Source organism: Gordonia phosphorivorans, from assembly GCF_042432625.1.
GTDB classification, from domain to species: Bacteria; Actinomycetota; Actinomycetes; order Mycobacteriales; family Mycobacteriaceae; genus Gordonia; species Gordonia phosphorivorans.
Genome location: NZ_JBHLWV010000012.1, coordinates 36,161 through 52,335, shown reverse-complemented (window position 1 = coordinate 52,335; position 16,175 = coordinate 36,161). Strand labels below are relative to the sequence as shown.

The 16,175-nt window shown below is 68.0% G+C and carries 13 protein-coding genes; 4 read left to right on the top strand and 9 right to left on the bottom strand.

The window, feature by feature from the left end; genetic code table 11:
• Positions 1 to 45: 45 nt before the first annotated feature.
• The 8 genes from ACFFJD_RS03790 to rpsH form a co-directional block, all read right to left on the bottom strand.
• Positions 46 to 591, bottom strand: coding sequence for an adenylate kinase (locus ACFFJD_RS03790; protein WP_382361169.1), 546 nt, complete (start codon positions 589 to 591; stop codon positions 46 to 48).
• A complete protein-coding gene (secY, locus tag ACFFJD_RS03785) occupies positions 588 to 1,919 on the bottom strand; it encodes a preprotein translocase subunit SecY (protein ID WP_382361167.1) in 1,332 nt (443 codons plus the stop codon). The genes ACFFJD_RS03790 and secY overlap by 4 nt, the downstream gene beginning before the upstream one ends.
• A 218-nt stretch (positions 1,920 to 2,137) precedes the next feature.
• Positions 2,138 to 2,581, bottom strand: a complete 444-nt coding sequence (gene rplO / locus ACFFJD_RS03780) for a 50S ribosomal protein L15 (RefSeq protein WP_382361164.1) — start codon at positions 2,579 to 2,581, stop codon at positions 2,138 to 2,140.
• A complete protein-coding gene (rpmD, locus tag ACFFJD_RS03775) occupies positions 2,578 to 2,763 on the bottom strand; it encodes a 50S ribosomal protein L30 (RefSeq protein WP_246991849.1) in 186 nt (61 codons plus the stop codon). The genes rplO and rpmD overlap by 4 nt, the downstream gene beginning before the upstream one ends.
• A gap of 3 nt (positions 2,764 to 2,766) precedes the next feature.
• Positions 2,767 to 3,426: a 30S ribosomal protein S5 gene (gene rpsE, locus ACFFJD_RS03770; protein ID WP_382361161.1), complete on the bottom strand. Its 660-nt coding sequence runs from the start codon at positions 3,424 to 3,426 to the stop codon at positions 2,767 to 2,769.
• Positions 3,427 to 3,469: 43 nt separating this feature from the next.
• The gene (gene rplR, locus ACFFJD_RS03765; protein WP_382361158.1) at positions 3,470 to 3,865 is read right to left on the bottom strand and encodes a 50S ribosomal protein L18; all 396 of its coding nucleotides are present in this window, start codon (positions 3,863 to 3,865) and stop codon (positions 3,470 to 3,472) included.
• Positions 3,866 to 3,868: 3 nt separating this feature from the next.
• On the bottom strand, positions 3,869 to 4,405 hold the full coding sequence (rplF, locus tag ACFFJD_RS03760) for a 50S ribosomal protein L6 (RefSeq protein ID WP_382361155.1): 537 nt from the start codon (positions 4,403 to 4,405) through the stop codon (positions 3,869 to 3,871).
• Between the two features lie 15 nt (positions 4,406 to 4,420).
• A complete protein-coding gene (rpsH, locus tag ACFFJD_RS03755; protein WP_382361152.1) occupies positions 4,421 to 4,819 on the bottom strand; it encodes a 30S ribosomal protein S8 in 399 nt (132 codons plus the stop codon).
• Positions 4,820 to 5,333: 514 nt separating this feature from the next.
• Here rpsH and ACFFJD_RS03750 point away from each other — a divergent pair.
• Entirely contained in the window at positions 5,334 to 8,918 is a 3,585-nt protein-coding gene (locus ACFFJD_RS03750) for a cadherin-like domain-containing protein (protein WP_382361149.1), read from the top strand.
• A gap of 14 nt (positions 8,919 to 8,932) precedes the next feature.
• On the opposite strand, the gene ACFFJD_RS03745 is transcribed toward ACFFJD_RS03750, so the two are convergent.
• Positions 8,933 to 9,958, bottom strand: a complete 1,026-nt coding sequence (locus tag ACFFJD_RS03745; RefSeq protein WP_382361146.1) for a tellurite resistance/C4-dicarboxylate transporter family protein — start codon at positions 9,956 to 9,958, stop codon at positions 8,933 to 8,935.
• Between the two features lie 119 nt (positions 9,959 to 10,077).
• Here ACFFJD_RS03745 and ACFFJD_RS03740 point away from each other — a divergent pair, with 119 nt between their 5' ends.
• The 3 genes from ACFFJD_RS03740 to narJ are packed head-to-tail and all read left to right on the top strand — an operon-like array spanning position 10,078 to position 16,171.
• Positions 10,078 to 13,803 (top strand): nitrate reductase subunit alpha, encoded by a 3,726-nt coding sequence (locus ACFFJD_RS03740; RefSeq protein ID WP_382361143.1) that lies wholly within the window; start codon positions 10,078 to 10,080, stop codon positions 13,801 to 13,803.
• The gene (narH, locus tag ACFFJD_RS03735; RefSeq protein ID WP_382361140.1) at positions 13,803 to 15,464 is read left to right on the top strand and encodes a nitrate reductase subunit beta; all 1,662 of its coding nucleotides are present in this window, start codon (positions 13,803 to 13,805) and stop codon (positions 15,462 to 15,464) included. Before ACFFJD_RS03740 ends, narH begins: the two co-directional genes overlap by 1 nt.
• On the top strand, positions 15,464 to 16,171 hold the full coding sequence (narJ, locus tag ACFFJD_RS03730) for a nitrate reductase molybdenum cofactor assembly chaperone (protein WP_382361137.1): 708 nt from the start codon (positions 15,464 to 15,466) through the stop codon (positions 16,169 to 16,171). Before narH ends, narJ begins: the two co-directional genes overlap by 1 nt.
• The last annotated feature ends 4 nt before the right edge of the window (positions 16,172 to 16,175 follow it).

The following is a 16,175-nucleotide window of genomic DNA, read 5'->3' as shown; positions in this document are numbered from 1 at the left end:
CGGGCGAGCGGAACGGGACGACCTTCCGTTTACGAAACCGGACCACTACTTACCGAGCTTGCTCAGCACCTGGCTGTGCACGGCCGTCACTTCGCCCATGCCGTCGATCTCGGTGATCGAACCGGCATAGTGGGTGAGCAACGGTGCGGTCTCCTCGGCGTAGACCTTCATGCGGTTGCGGATCACGTCCTCGGTGTCGTCGGCGCGACCGCGGGCGAGCATGCGCTCGACCACCGCGTCCTCGTCCACCACGAACGACAGCACGCCGTCGAGCTGCAAGCTGGCATCGGCGAGGATGTCGGCCAGTGCCTCGGCCTGCTCCACCGAGCGGGGGAAGCCGTCGAGGATGAAGCCCTTGGCCGCGTCCGGCTCGCTGAGACGCTCGCGCACCATGTTGACGGTGATCTCCGGCGGCACCAGGTTGCCCGCGTCGAGGTACTTCTTGGCCTCGAGACCGATCGGGGTGCCCTGGGAGATGTTCGCGCGGAAGAGATCACCGGTGGAGATGTGCGGAATGCCCAGTGCTTCGGACAGCAGCTCTGCCTGAGTGCCCTTGCCTGCTCCGGGAGGACCGAGAATGACGAGTCTCACTTGAGGAATCCTTCGTATTTGCGTTGCATCAGCTGGCTACTGATCTGCTTCAGAGTATCGAGGCCGACGGCCACCATGATCAGAAGTGCCGTACCGCCGAACGGGAGATTGGCCACACTGCTGCTGTTGCCGATCTCCAGGAACAGGTTCGGCAGGATGGCGATGATGCCCAGGTACAGCGAACCGGGCAGCGTGATTCGGCTCAGCACGAAGCTCAGGTAGTCGGCAGTGGGCTTACCCGGGCGGATACCCGGGATGAAGCCGCCGTAACGCTTCATGTCGTCGGCGCGTTCCTCCGGGTTGAAGGTCACGGCCACGTAGAAGTACGTGAAGAAGATGATGAGCAGGAAGTACGTGGCGATGTGGAACCAGCTGCCCGGATCCACCAGGTTGTCCTGAATCCACAGCTTCCAGCCGGAGACCTCGCCGCCACCCTGCGTGACGCTGATGATCAGCTGCGGGATGTACAGCAACGACGACGCGAAGATCACCGGGATGACGCCGGCGGTGTTGACCTTGATCGGGATGTAGGTGGACGAACCGCCGTACATCTTCCGGCCCACCATGCGCTTGGCGTACTGCACCGGCACCCGGCGCTGGCCCTGCTCGATGAAGACGACGGCCACCAGGATGATCAGCACGGCCAGGCAGACCAGACCGAAGATCAGTCCGCCGCGGCTCTGCAGGATGGTGCGGCCCTCGGCCGGGAGACGCGCGGCGATGCCGGCGAAGATCAGCAGCGACATGCCGTTGCCGACGCCGCGTTCGGTGATCAGCTCGCCGAACCACATCACCAGGCAGGCGCCCGCGGTCATCACCAGGACGATCAGGGTGAGCGACATGATGGACTTGTCCACCAGGATGGCGTCGGAATTACAGTTGGCGCCCGACGACGGCAGCAGGTTGCCCGCGGCGGCCAGGGCGACGATGCCGGTCGACTGCAGCAGTGCCAGCGCCACCGTGAGGTAGCGGGTGTACTGCGTCATCTTGTTCTGGCCGGACTGGCCCTCCTTGCGGAGCTGCTCGAACCGCGGAATCACCACGGTGAGCAGCTGCACGATGATCGACGCCGTGATGTACGGCATGATGCCGATCGCAAAGACCGACAGCTGCAGCAATGCGCCGCCGGAGAACATGTTGATCAGCGAGTACACCTGGCCGGTGTCGCCGGTGGTGGCGGCGTCGACACAGTTGTTGATCTCGCGGAAGTCCACGCCGGGCGACGGCAACGTCGCTCCGAAACGATAGAGAACGAGGATGCCGAGGACAAAGAAGATCTTCTTCCTCAGGTCTGGCGTCCGAAAGGTCGCCACGAGGCTGGAAAGCACTAACTCCTCCTACGACCGCGCGATCTTTCGACCGACAGCGGTGCTCGGCTTCGACTCGTTGAAAGGTACTCGGCGATCGGTTCACACGACCGCCATGCGGGACTGAACCCACAGAACAAAAACTGTAACAGCCCGCTTGATGCGACCGGTCAGGTGCGCCCGCGCTCACCCCTTGTGAGGGACGACGCAGCGAGCGCACCCGACCGGAGAACGCAGACTTACTGCTCGGTGCAGGAACCGCCGGCAGCGGCGATCTTTTCCTTCGCAGCACCGGTGAACTTGTCAGCGGTGACGTCCAGCTTGACGGTCAGTTCGCCGTCGCCCAGGACCTTGACCAGCTGGTTCTTGCGCACGGCGCCGGCGGCGACGAGCTCGGCGACACCGATGGTGCCACCCTGCGGGAACAGCTTGGCCAGATCGCCGACGTTGACGACCTGGTACTCGACCCGGTTGCGGTTCTTGAAGCCCTTGAGCTTCGGGAGACGCATGTGGATCGGCATCTGGCCACCCTCGAAGGCGGCGGGCACGTTCTTGCGTGCCTTGGTGCCCTTGGTGCCGCGACCGGCGGTCTTACCCTTGGAACCCTCACCGCGACCGACGCGGGTCTTCTCGGTCTTCGACCCGGGTGCCGGGCGAAGGTGATGCAGCTTGATAGCGCTCATTCGTTGACCTCTTCAACAGTCACGAGGTGCCGCACGGCCTTGACCAGTCCGCGGTTGATCGGCGTGTCCTCGCGCGTGACGGTCTTGCGGATGCCCTTGAGGCCAAGGGTGCGCAGGCTGTCACGCTGGTTCTTCTTGGTACCGATGGTGCCCTTGATCTGAGTGATCTTCAGCTGTGCCATGGTTTACTTCCCTTCGGTCGCCGCGGCGGCGGCAGCGGCGCGAGCGCGCAGCATGCCGGCCGGTGCGACGTCTTCGACGGGCAGGCCGCGTCGAGCAGCAACCTCTTCAGGCCGCTGAAGCGACTTGAGCGCCTCGACGGTGGCGTGCACCACGTTGATCGCGTTGTCCGAGCCCAGGCTCTTGGCGAGGATGTCGGTGACACCCGCGCACTCGAGGACGGCGCGCACGGCGCCACCGGCGATGACACCGGTACCGGGGCTGGCCGGACGCAGCATGACGACGCCGGCAGCGGCCTCACCCTGAACCGGGTGGGTCACCGTGCCGCCGATCATCGGGACGCGGAAGAAGTTCTTGCGAGCCTCTTCGACGCCCTTCTGGATGGCCGCGGGAACTTCCTTGGCCTTGCCGTAGCCGACACCGACCATGCCCTGGCCGTCGCCGACGACCACGAGAGCGGTGAAGCTGAAGCGGCGGCCGCCCTTGACGACCTTCGAGACGCGGTTGATGGTCACCACGCGCTCGAGGTGGTTGCGCTCTTCACGCTCGTTACGGCCGCCACGGCTGTCGCGACGGTCGCCGCGGCCGCGACGCTCGCCGCGATTGTCGTTGCTGTTGTTGGCGCCGGCAGGTGCGTTTCTGCCGTCACGCGCGGGTCCGGGCATTAGAGATCCCCTCCGGTCATGGTCATGGTCATCACGTTGATCATCAGAACGCCAGGCCTTCCTCGCGGGCGGCGTCGGCCAGGGCCGCGATGCGACCGTGGTAGGCCTTGCCGCCGCGGTCGAAGACCACGGTCTCGATGCCGGCAGCCTTGGCGCGCTGCGCGACGAGCGCGCCGACCTTGGCGGCCTGTGCGCTCTTGTCGCCGCCGGCGCCACGCACGTCGGCCTCGATCGAGCTGGCGGCGGCCAGGGTGTGGCCGGTCAGATCGTCGATCACCTGAACGTGGATGTGACGGCTGCTGCGGTGCACGGCCATGCGCGGACGCTCGGCGGTGCCGTTGACCTTCTTACGCAGGCGGAAGTGGCGACGCTTGGTCGCGGTGCGCCGACGGGTCGACACGTCCTTGCCGATGGGTGTGCGGTCGATTGCTTCACTCATGTCTTACTTACCCGTCTTTCCGACCTTGCGGCGGATCTGCTCACCCTCGTAGCGCACGCCCTTGCCCTTGTAGGGGTCCGGACGACGCAGACGGCGGATATTCGCCGAGATCTGGCCGACTAGCTGCTTGTCGATGCCCGAGACCGAGAACTTGGTCGGGGACTCCACTGCGAAGGTGATGCCTTCCGGAGCCTCGATCGGCACCGGGTGGCTGTAGCCCAGGGCGAACTCGAGGTCCTTACCCTTGGCCTGAACGCGATAACCGACGCCGTAGATCTCCATCTTGGTGGTGTAACCGTTGGTGACACCCTCGACGAGATTGCTGACGAGCGAGCGGTTGAGACCGTGGAGCGCGCGGCTACGACGATCGTCGTCGGGCCGGGTCACCACGATGGTGTTGTCTTCCTGCGCCACCGCGATGGGCTCGGTGACAGTGTGGGTCAGTTCGCCCTTGGGGCCCTTGACCTTCACGTCCTGGCCGGTGATGGTCACCTCGACGCCAGCGGGGATCTGAATGGGGTTCTTACCGATACGCGACATTTTTAACGATCCCCCTTACCAGACGTAGGCGAGGACTTCGCCGCCCACGCCCTGGTTGATGGCCTGGCGATCGGTCAGCAGGCCCGACGACGTGGAGATGATCGCCACGCCGAGGCCGCCCAGCACCTTCGGCAGGTTGGTGGACTTTGCGTACACCCGCAGGCCCGGCTTCGAGACGCGACGGAGACCAGCGATGCTGCGCTCCCGGCTCGGGCCGTACTTGAGGGTGACGGTGAGGCGCTTGCCGACCTCTGCGTCTTCGACGCGGAAGTCGGTGATGTAGCCCTCACGCTTGAGGATCTCGGCGATGTTCACCTTGATCTTCGACGAGGGCAGTGACACCTCGTCGTGGTACGCCGAGTTGGCGTTACGCAGACGCGTCAGAAAGTCTGCGATCGGGTCAGTCATGGTCATGGTTGACCGTCAACCTTTCTCGTAGCGGTTCCCATGCAACACGGATCCAGCGGTTTTCACCCCTGTGACCTGCGGTGGGCCTTCCACGAAGTGGATAGTTGTGCAAGGTTCTTCCCCACCGATGCCGCTGGCTCTTGGCCGGCACCGGGAAGGTATGAAGTTGTGGCTCCCGGGGGCACAGTTCACCCGGGCAACCGCCCAAGTGTAGATAGTCGCAGGCCCGATGGCCAAATCACGGCCCCGGCGGCGGCCGCGTTCGCCGTCGGGGCCCTCTGCAACGCGGGGGCAAACCGGTCGCGCGGTCGACTCCGCTTCGCGCTGTCGGAATCTTCCGACAGCGCGACCGTGATTCGGCAGCGGGAACTGAGTAGTCGCCGGGCGAGTACAGGTAGTGACGCGGCTAGTGACATCCGTGTGGCGCGGAACACAGTGGTGGCACGACCTTCCCGGTCGTCCCGCCCACTCCCTTCGGGCCCCGCCGGTTCGGGGGATCCAGCAGCCAAGGAGCACCGCCATGCACGTCTCGCAGAAGAACCGGGTCCGGCTGGTCGCCGCGGCCGCCGGAATCGGCATCCTGATGAATCCCGGCCAGGCCGGCGCCGACCCCGATCTCGATTCCACCGGCAGCGGCGACACGTCCACCAGCCAGTCGTCCGATCCCGGTGGCGGTGAGGTCGACACCCCACCCGCCGACCCGGACCCGCCCGCCCCCGCACCCCCGGACACGACCGAAGCTCCTGCGGACACCACCGCAACGCCGCCGGCCGAGCCCGCCCCCTCGGACACACCGCCGCACTCGGAGACACCGCCGCAGTCGGACCCGCCGAGTACAACCTCGGCCCCGGAGCCGACCACCCCGCAGATCGATGTGACCCCGGAATCGGCCGGACCGACCATGCTGCTCGACGACGACGACGCGCCCGCGACCGCGCCGCCCGCCACCACCCGCACCCCGATCGAACCGCTCACCGCTCTCGACCGACCCGGCCGGACGGCAGTGCCGAGCATCTTCGACCTGTCCGTACCACCGGCCACCGGCGGCGGGGCCGTCCCGGCAGTCGCCCCGACGGCGATCGCGGCACCGGCGGACGAGGCGCCGGCCCCGAACCGCCCGGCCACCCTCGGGTTCGCCGGTCTGTTGGCCTTGGTCGGCCTGCCCCTGCTCACCGGCACGTCCGGCGCGACCACCGCGGCCGCGCCCGCGCCGTGGACCCTGCTGTGGTTCAGCCGCCGACTGCAGGGCCAGTTCTTCAACACGAGCCCGACGGCCAGCTACCAGCTCAGCCAGACCGACACCGGGCACACCGTCGCGTTGACCACCGCCGACGCCGACGGCGACCCGGTGACCCACACCGTCACCCGCGGGCCGGAGCACGGCACCGTCGTCAAGAACCCGGACGGCACCTACAGCTACACCCGCGCTCCCGGCAGCACCGGCGCCGACCGGTTCACCGTCACCGTCAGCGATGCCTCGGCGGGCAGTCACCAGCACGGCGTCGACTCACTCCGCAGCCTGCTCACCGGCCAGAACCCGCACACCCGCGCCGTCGTCATCGACATCCCGGCGGTATCGGCCCCGGCCAACAACGCCCCGCAGTTCGCCGCTCCGACCGACCAGCAGACCCACCCGACCAGCGGCGCGATGACCGGCCGGGTCAACGCCACCGACCCCGATGCCGGTGACACCCTGCGGTACACCTCGGACTGGAACGGCACCGCCGGCACGTTCGTGCTCGATCCGGCGACCGGCGTCTACACGTTCACCCCGACGGACGAGGCCATGCACGCCGCGGCCGGCAACGACGCCACCGCGGCGCAGCAGAGCGTGACGGTCGACGTCACCGTCACCGACGGGTCCGGCGCCACCGACACCGACCAGCTCGTGTTGAGCCTGCTCCCCCGCAACACCGCCCCGACCCTGTCCGGCACCGATCCGATCGGCGTGGTGCAGACCGCTCCGGGATCGACCTCGGGCACCACGACCGGCGACCTGAGCACGCACGTCACCGACGCCGACGCCGATGACGTGACGTTCACGCTCGACCCGGAGCACGGCCCGGCCCACGGCTCCGTCGTCGTCAACGCCGACGGCACCTTCACCTACACCCCGGATCCCACCGGCGGCGCCGCCACCGACTCCTTCACCGTCGTCCTCGACGACGGGCACGCGAACGGCACGAGCTCCCAGGTCGTCACCGTCCATCGAGCACAGGTGATGCTCGGCGCGGTCGATGCCGAGACCGGCGAGGTGAGCGGGCAACTGCTCGGCCATCAGGCCGGCACGACCTACTCGGTCGACGGCGGCACCGCCACCGGCGCACCGAACACCTTCCTCACCCCGAACGGCGCCACCGTCGTCTTCGACGACAGCAACGGCACGTTCACCTACGCGCCCGACCCGGCGGATCGGTTCTGGGCCGGCGGCGGCGGACCGTCCACCGAACAGTTCACCGTCGTCGCCCAGCAGGGCGGCAATCCGCCGCAGCACACCGTCGTGACGACACCGATCACCGCGACCGACACCGTCACCCTCGACGCCACCGGGCTGGACGCGGTCTCGCCGCGCTACTCCGCCGGGGTCAGCACCGACGGCACCGCGCTGACCGTGCTCGACCGAACCACCGCGCAGACCGCGACCATCGCGCTCCCCGCCGGGCACACCGGATCGACGGTCTCGTTCAGCACCGACGACGCCTACGCGCACGTCACCAATCCCGACGGCACCCTGATCACCGTGGTCGACCTCGCCGACAGCAGCGTGGTCGGCAGCTACGCGATCGCCGACAACGGCGACGGCACCGAAACCCTCACGTGGACCGGTGCTCCGTCGGGCATCCTGCTGATGGCCTTCGACCCGTCGTCGGCTGCGTTGACCGGCACCGACATCGCGGTGACGCCCGACGGAACCTATGCGTTGATCGCGGTGACCGACACCGACGGCACCACGCTGCACTCCGGCAACACCGCGACCGGCACACACACTCAGCTGTCCGTCACTCCGCTGACGGGTCCGGTCGAGGTGTACGTGCTCGGTTCGGGTCGGGTCCTGGCGACCAACGGGGACACGGTCCAGTTCCTCTCCCTCGCCGACGCCGAGATCTTGGCGACGTCGACACCGGCCTACGACGTCGCCACGGAGTATGAATACTCCGCCGACGGCCGCTACGCCTACGGCTACACCGAGGGTTTCGCCGACCCTTCCACGCTGACGATCGTCGACCTGCAGACGGGCGCCGTGGACGTCGTCGAGATCGACCCCAATTGGACGACCGACCCGACCGGCACGTCCGTCTACTGGGCCGCGTCCACGGTCACCGGCGGCCCGGGAGAGGGAGGTGTGTTCCCGGCGACGACCACCGTGACCCGCCTTTCGTTCGCCGATCCGCAGGCCCCCACCTCGTGGACCGTCGACGGCTATTCCGACCAGGACCTGCGCGGCGGGGCCGGCAGGTACAGCTTCGACGAGAACGGGAACTTCCTCATCGCCACCACCGACCCCGTCTTCGACGGCGAGGGTGTCACATTCACGAACAGCAAACTGACCCGCGTCAATCCGGTATCCGGTCCGATCAGCGGCCCCTCGATACCCGCTCCAGACGGCGTAATAGTCTACGTGTCCGCCGCCAGTGACGGCACGCCGTACGTGACCTCCGGGACGCAGTCACAGGAAATTGCCTTGTACGCACTGACCGACGATGGACCCGTGTTCATCGCGGCCAACTCCTTGGGGGTAATGACCGACGACCGAGCCCATATGTTCATCATCACGCCAGACCCGGACGACCCGAGCATTTTCACGGTGAGGGTGCGCGACCTCAATACCGGCGAGATGTCCACGCCGTTCACCGTCACTGCGGATGAGCTCGCCTCCGGCGACATGAGCGCGAGCGAGTACGTCGTCTTCCTAAGCGAGGGCGATGGGGGGTCGACAGTTGTCGAGGTCCTCCTCCAGAGTGGCCAGCGCACCATGCTGACTACTACCGACGACACAGTGTCGGCAGTCGGCTACCTCACCGACGGACTCTTCTACGTCATCACCACCGACGATTTCGCCCGGGAGCACGTGACCATCACCCGGGTCCCGTCGATGGTCGTCTGACCCGAGTCCTCCCGCTAGCCGTGTCCGACCCCTTCCGCATGTGGAAGGGGTCGGACACCGGCGCCCGCCGCCACCGCGGCGAGCGCGACCACTCCGAGCCAGACCGCGAACGCCGCCCACGCCTCCCAGGTGCCGATGTCCACCAGCCAGTCGATCCCGCGCATGTGGCCCAGTTGGCGCGTGGACTCCCCGTACATGCCGATGGGGAACACCATGGACCAGAGCGCGGCACGGTAACCCCGGATCGCCCCCGTGCGGCGACGCTGCCACAGCGTCAGCGCGATGGTCGGCACCAGCATCCACGTCACGAACGCCCACATCGCCATGGCCACCCCGCCGATCAGCAGATCCGGCACCACGAGTTGGTCGGCGCGGACGCCGAGCACCTCGGCGGCGCCCAGGACGCTGATCGCCCCGGACCCCAGGAACACCCAGTACGGCGACACCTCGTCGGTGGGTGCCACCCCCACCAGCAGCAGACGCGCCGCCACCAGCGCGGCGATGATGATCAGTTGCAGCACGCCCAGGCCCCAGGCGAGCGCGGCCAGCGTCGCGCCCACCTCGGAGCCGGTCGCCGTGGCCCACGACCCCAGCGACACCGCGAGCGCCTGCGTGGAGACCACCACCAGGAACCAGGTGCCGTCCATCAGCGCCAGCCCGGGACCGGACTCGGCCGGACCGCGTCGGCTCGCTGCCACCACCGCCGCCGCGAACACGCCGTACTGCAGCACCGCCCACGCCGCCGCGGATACGACGATGAGCACCAGCGCCGCGACGTCCCAGTGCAGCACCACCATCCGCGCGGCCAACACGCCGCCGGCGGCCACGAAGGCCAGGGTGCGCGCGGCGCGACCGGACAGTTCGTCGACGAGTGGGTGCCGCCCGCCGAGCAGGCCGAGCAGCGCGCCGGGCACCAGCACCGCGTACCCGGCCAACGCGATCGCGAAGACGATCTCCGACAACACCGTCGCACCCGTGTTGAGCAGGGCCGTCGACACGATGCCCGTGGCCATCACGAAGGTGAAGTGCTCCAACCGCATCCGCTGCCACCACCCCGACCGTGCGTCCGTTCTCCCGACCATGGTCGTCCCCGAATTCGTCAGCGATTGTTTCGTTTAAATGAACACTATTGCCTTCAATCGGGCATAGGGTCGCAGACATGGCCGCCACTCCGCGAACTCAGGGCGACGCAGCCCAGGCACTGCTCGATGTCGGGCGCTTCTTCAGTCGGTGGGACGAGTCCGACGACAAGCGCGCGGTGTTCCGGGAGGGGGGCCGCACCGGCGACGTCTTCTACCGAGACCGGTGGAGTCACGACAAGATCGTGCGGTCCACCCACGGGGTCAACTGCACCGGCTCGTGCTCCTGGAAGGTGTACGTCAAGGACGGCATCATCACCTGGGAGACGCAGGAGACCGATTACCCGACGGCCGGCCCGGACCGCCCCGAATACGAGCCGCGCGGCTGCCCGCGCGGCGCCGCCTTCTCCTGGTACACCTACTCCCCCACCCGGGTGCGGCATCCGTACGCCCGCGGCGTGCTGGTGGAGATGTACCGGCAGGCCAAGGCCAAGCTCGGCGACCCGGTGCTCGCGTGGGCCGACGTGACCGGCGACCCCGTCCGCCGTCGCGCCTACCAGCAGGCCCGCGGCAAGGGCGGCCTGGTGCGTGTCACCTGGGACGAGGCCATCGAGATCGCCGCCGCCGCGCACGTGCACACCATCAAGACTTACGGCCCCGACCGGTGCGCCGGCTTCTCGCCGATTCCGGCGATGTCCCAGGTGAGCCACTGCGTCGGCACCCGGTTCATTCAGCTGATCGGCGGCGTGATGACGTCGTTCTACGACTGGTACGCCGACCTGCCGGTGGCCAGCCCGCAGGTCTTCGGCGATCAGACCGACGTCCCCGAGTCCGGCGACTGGTGGGACGCCACCTACCTGATGATGTGGGGCTCGAACGTGCCGGTGACCCGCACCCCGGACGCCCACTGGATGGCCGAGGTGCGCTACCGCGGCACCAAGGTGGTCGGGGTGGCCCCGGACTACGCCGACAACATCAAGTTCGCCGACGAATGGGTGCCCGCCCAGGCCGGCACCGACGCCGCCCTCGCCATGGCGATGGGCCACGTGATCCTGAAAGAGTTCTACGTCGACAACGACACCGAGTTCTTCAGCGAGTTCAGCCGCAAGTACACCGACCTGCCGTTCCTCATCGAGCTCGACGAGTTCGACGCCGACGGCACGCCCACGCTGGTGCCCGGCAAATTCCTCACCGCCGAAGCACTGACGGGCACCCCCGACGCTCCCGAGGAGGAGTGGAAGACCGTCCTGATCGACGACGCCACCGGCGAGCCGGTGGTGCCCAAGGGCTCGATCGGCTTCCGCTACTCCGACTCCGGCGAGGGCGACTGGAACCTCGATCTCGAAGGCGTGACGCCGCGCCTGAGCCTGTACGGCACCGAGGGCGCCGAGCCGGTCGCGATCAGCCTGCCCGCCTTCGAGGCCCCCGACGGCAGCGGTTCGATCATGTCCCGCGGCGTCCCCGCTCGCCGCATCGCCGGCCGCCTGGTGACCACCGTCTTCGACCTCATGTTGGCGCAGTACGGCGTGGGCCGCGACGGCCTGCCCGGTCAGTGGGCCGCCGGATACGACGACCCGAACACCCCGTACACCCCGGCCTGGCAGGCCGAGATCACCAGCGTCCCGCCCGAGCAGGCGATCCGCATCGCCCGCGAGTTCGCGGTCAACGCCCGCGAGTCCGGCGGCCGCTCCATGATCATCATGGGCGCCGGCATCTGCCAGTGGTTCCACGGCGACGCCACCTACCGCGCCATCCTCGCGATGCTCAACCTCACCGGCAGCATGGGCCGCAACGGCGGCGGCTGGGCGCATTACGTCGGCCAGGAGAAGTGCCGCCCGATCACCGGCTGGATCTCACTGGCCAACGCCCTGGACTGGTCGCGTCCGCCGCGCACGCAGCCGGGTACGTCGTACTGGTACATGCACACCGATCAGTGGCGCAACGACGGTTACTCCACCACCGCGCTCGCCTCGCCGCTCTCGCGCGGCACGCTCGATCACGCGCACACCGCCGACGCCGTCGCGCAGTCGGCGGCGCTGGGCTGGATGCCGTTCTATCCGCAGTTCACCACCAATCCGCTGCAGGTGGCCGACGACGCGAACGCCGCGGTGGCCGCCGGGACCGCGGCCACCCCCGCCGAGTACGTCGCCAAGGCGCTCTGCGACGGCGACCTCACCCCGGCCATCTCCGACGTCGACGCCCCCGAGAACTGGCCGCGCACCCTGGTGCTGTGGCGGTCCAATCTGCTCGGCAGTTCGGCCAAGGGCGACGAGTACTTCCTGCGGCACCTGCTCGGCACCCACCACAACGTGCTCGGCACCGAGAACCCGAACACCCCGCGTCCCCGAGAGGTGCGCTGGCACGAGCAGGCCCCCGAGGGCAAGCTGGACCTGCTGCTGTCGGCGGACTTCCGCATGACCTCGACGACGCTGCTTAGCGACATCGTGCTCCCGGCGGCCACCTGGTACGAGAAGCACGACCTGAGCTCGACGGACATGCACCCGTTCGTCCACGCCTTCACCCCGGCGATCGATCCGCCGTGGGAGGCCAAGAGCGACTTCGACCTGTTCCACCTGTTGGCGCAGGAACTGTCCCGCCAAGCCGAGAAGCACCTCGGCGTGGTGCACGACCTGGTGAGCGTCCCGGTCCAGCACGACACCCCCGGCGAGATGGCGCAGCCGCACGGCCGGGTGATCGATTGGCGCGAGAGCGGCAACCCGGGCCACCCCGGCAAGAACATGCCGATGTTCACCGTCGTCGAGCGCGACTACACGGCCATCGCCGACAAGCTGGCGTCGGTGGGTCCGCTCGCGGACACCCTGGGCTTCACCGTCAAGAACGTCACCTTCGACATCGCCTCGCAGATCCCGAAGCTGGCCGCCGCGAACGGAGTGATGCTCTCGCCCGGCGGCAGCGTCGCCGACGGCCGCCCCGCGATCGACACCGACGCCAAGATGGCCGAGGCCATCCTGATGTTCTCCGGCACCACCAACGGCGAGCTGGCCGTCGACGGTTTCGAGAAGCTGCAGAAGCGCGTCGGCAAGAAGCTCGTCGATCTGGCGGCCGGCGCCGAGGAGAAGCGCATCTCCTTCGCCGACACCCAGAAGCAGCCGGTGCCGGTGATCACCTCGCCGGAATGGTCCGGCAGCGAGACCGGCGGCCGCCGCTACGCGCCGTTCACCGTCAACATCGAACGCGACAAGCCCTTCCACACCCTCACCGGGCGCATGCACTTCTACCTCGACCACGACTGGATGCTCGACATCGGCGAAGCCCTCCCGCTGTACCGGCCGCCGCTGGACATGCACCGGCTGTTCGGCGAACCCAAGCTGGGGCCGACGGGCGAGAAGGAGATCACCGTCCGGTACCTGACCCCGCACAACAAGTGGTCGATTCACTCGGAGTACCAGGACAACCTGTTCATGCTGTCGCTTTCGCGCGGCGGGCCGACCGCGTGGCTGTCGCCGGAGGACGCCGCGTCGATCGACGTGGTCGACAACGACTGGATCGAGTGCGTCAACACCAACGGCGTCTTCGTGGCCCGCGCGGTGGTCAGCCACCGCATTCCGACCGGCGTGACCTACGTGCACCACGCGCAGGAGCGCACCATCGACGTCCCCAAGTCCGAGGCGACGGGACGGCGCGGCGGTATCCACAACTCGGTGACCCGACTGCTGGTGAAGCCCTCACACCTGATCGGCGGATACGCGCAGCTCTCCTACGCCTTCAACTATCTGGGGCCCACCGGCAATCAACGCGACAACGTCTCCACTATCCGCAAGCGCAGCCAGGAGGTGACCTACTGATGCGAGTCATGGCTCAGGTCGGGATGGTGATGAATCTCGACAAATGCATCGGCTGCCACACCTGCTCGGTGACCTGCAAGCAGGCGTGGACCAATCGCGCCGGCACCGAATACGTGTGGTTCAACAACGTCGAGACCCGCCCGGGACTCGGGTACCCGCGGACCTACGAGGATCAGGAGAAGTGGAAGGGCGGCTGGGAACTCAACCGCAAGGGCGGTCTGCGCCTGCGCACCGGCGGTCGCCTGCAGAAACTGTTCACCATCTTCCACAGCCCCGTGCAGCCCACCCTCGACGACTACTACGAGCCGTGGACCTACGACTACGAGACGCTGGTCAGCGCACCCCTGGGCGACGACTTCCCGGTGGCCCGCCCCAAGTCGTTGATCACCGGCGAGGACATGAAGGTGGAGTGGTCGGCCAACTGGGACGACAACCTCGGCGGCACCACCGCGTTCGGGCACCTCGACCCGATCGTCGCCAAGATCCGCGCCGAATCCGAGGAGAAGATCAAGTTCTCCTTCGAGCAGACGTTCATGTTCTACCTGCCGCGCATCTGCGAGCACTGCCTCAACCCGTCGTGCATGGCCTCGTGCCCGTCGGGCGCGATCTACAAGCGCGAAGAGGACGGCATCGTGCTGGTGGATCAGGACCGCTGCCGCGGCTGGCGCCAGTGCATCACTGGCTGCCCGTACAAGAAGATCTACTTCAACCACCGCTCGGGCAAGGCCGAGAAGTGTACGTTCTGCTATCCGCGCATCGAGGTGGGCCAGCCCACCGTCTGCTCGGAGACCTGCGTGGGCCGCCTGCGCTACATCGGCCTGTTCCTGTACGACGCCGACGCGGTGACCGCGGCCGCGTCCACCCCCGATGAGAAGGATCTGTACGAGGCGCAGCTCGACCTGCTGCTCGATCCCTTCGATCCGGAGGTGATCGCCGCCGCCCGCGCCGAGGGCATCCCGGACGACTGGCTCGACGCCGCGCAACGGTCGCCGGTGTACGCGCTGGCCAAGAAGTACCGCGTCGCGCTGCCGCTGCATCCGGAGTACCGCACCATGCCGATGGTCTGGTACGTCCCGCCGCTGTCGCCGATCGTGGATCTGCTCACCGAGCAAGGCCACGACGGCGAGGGCCACGAGACCCTGTTCGGCGCGATCGAGGCGCTGCGCATTCCGATCGAGTACCTGGCGGAGCTGTTCTCGGCGGGCGACGTGAGCGTGGTCGACGGAGTGCTGCGCAAGCTCGCGGCGATGCGCTCGTACATGCGCGACGTGTCGCTGGGCCGCGAAGCCAATCCGCTGATCCCGGCGTCGGTGGGCATGGACGAGGCGACGCTCTACGAGATGTACCGGCTGATGGCGATCGCCAAGTACGAAGACCGCTACGTGATCCCCACCGCCCACCACGAGCAGGCGCACAACCTGGAGGAGATGGGCTGCTCCCTCGACTTCGACGACGGCCCCGGCATGTACGAGTCCGGGGCGTTCGGCGAGGCCAGCGGTCGGCCCACCCCGGTCTCGGTGGAGACCTTCCAGGCCCTCAAACAACGGCAGACCACCGACCGCCCCGCCGGTGAGCACTCCCTGAAGGGCCGGGTGAATCTGCTCAACTGGGACGGCAACGGCACCCCCGACGGCATGTTCCCCAAGAGCGGGGACAGCTGATGCGCAACCCGTTGACCGCCACGCGCCGTCGAGCCGGGCTCGCCCGCGACGATCACCGCGTCGTCTACCAGGTCGCGTCGTTGTGCCTGGGCTACCCCGACGACGACCTGCTCGCGCGGCTCCCGCTGCTGGCCGCGGCGCTCGACGAGCAGCCCGCCTCGGCGTCGGCGACGGCCCTGCGCCGCGTCGTCGACCACCTGACCGGCGTCGACCCGGCCGTGGCCCGGCAGAACTATGTGGACGTCTTCGATCTGACGCGGCGCCACACGCTGTACCTGACGTACTGGTCCGACGGCGACACCCGACGCCGCGGCACCTCCCTCGGCGGTTTCAAGCAGCGGTACCGCGACTCCGGTTTCCTGGTCGACACCCACGGTGAGCTGCCCGACTACCTGCCGATGGTGCTCGAGTTCGCGGCCCGCGTGGATCCGGCGACCGGGCACACCATGCTGGTGGAGAATCGGCCCGCCCTGGAACTGATCCGGATGGCGCTGGACGAGCGCCACAGCCCGTACGCGGACGTCCTCACCGCGATCTGCGCGACGCTGCCCGGCGCGTCCCCGGCCGACAAGGCCACCGCGCTGTCGCTGGCCACCGCCGGCCCGGCGACCGAGTCGGTCGGCCTGGAGCCGGGCGGACGAAAGCTGCTGCCGCTGTACACGAGCAACGACGACTCCGCCGATCGACTCGGCCCGATCAGATGGTGAGCTG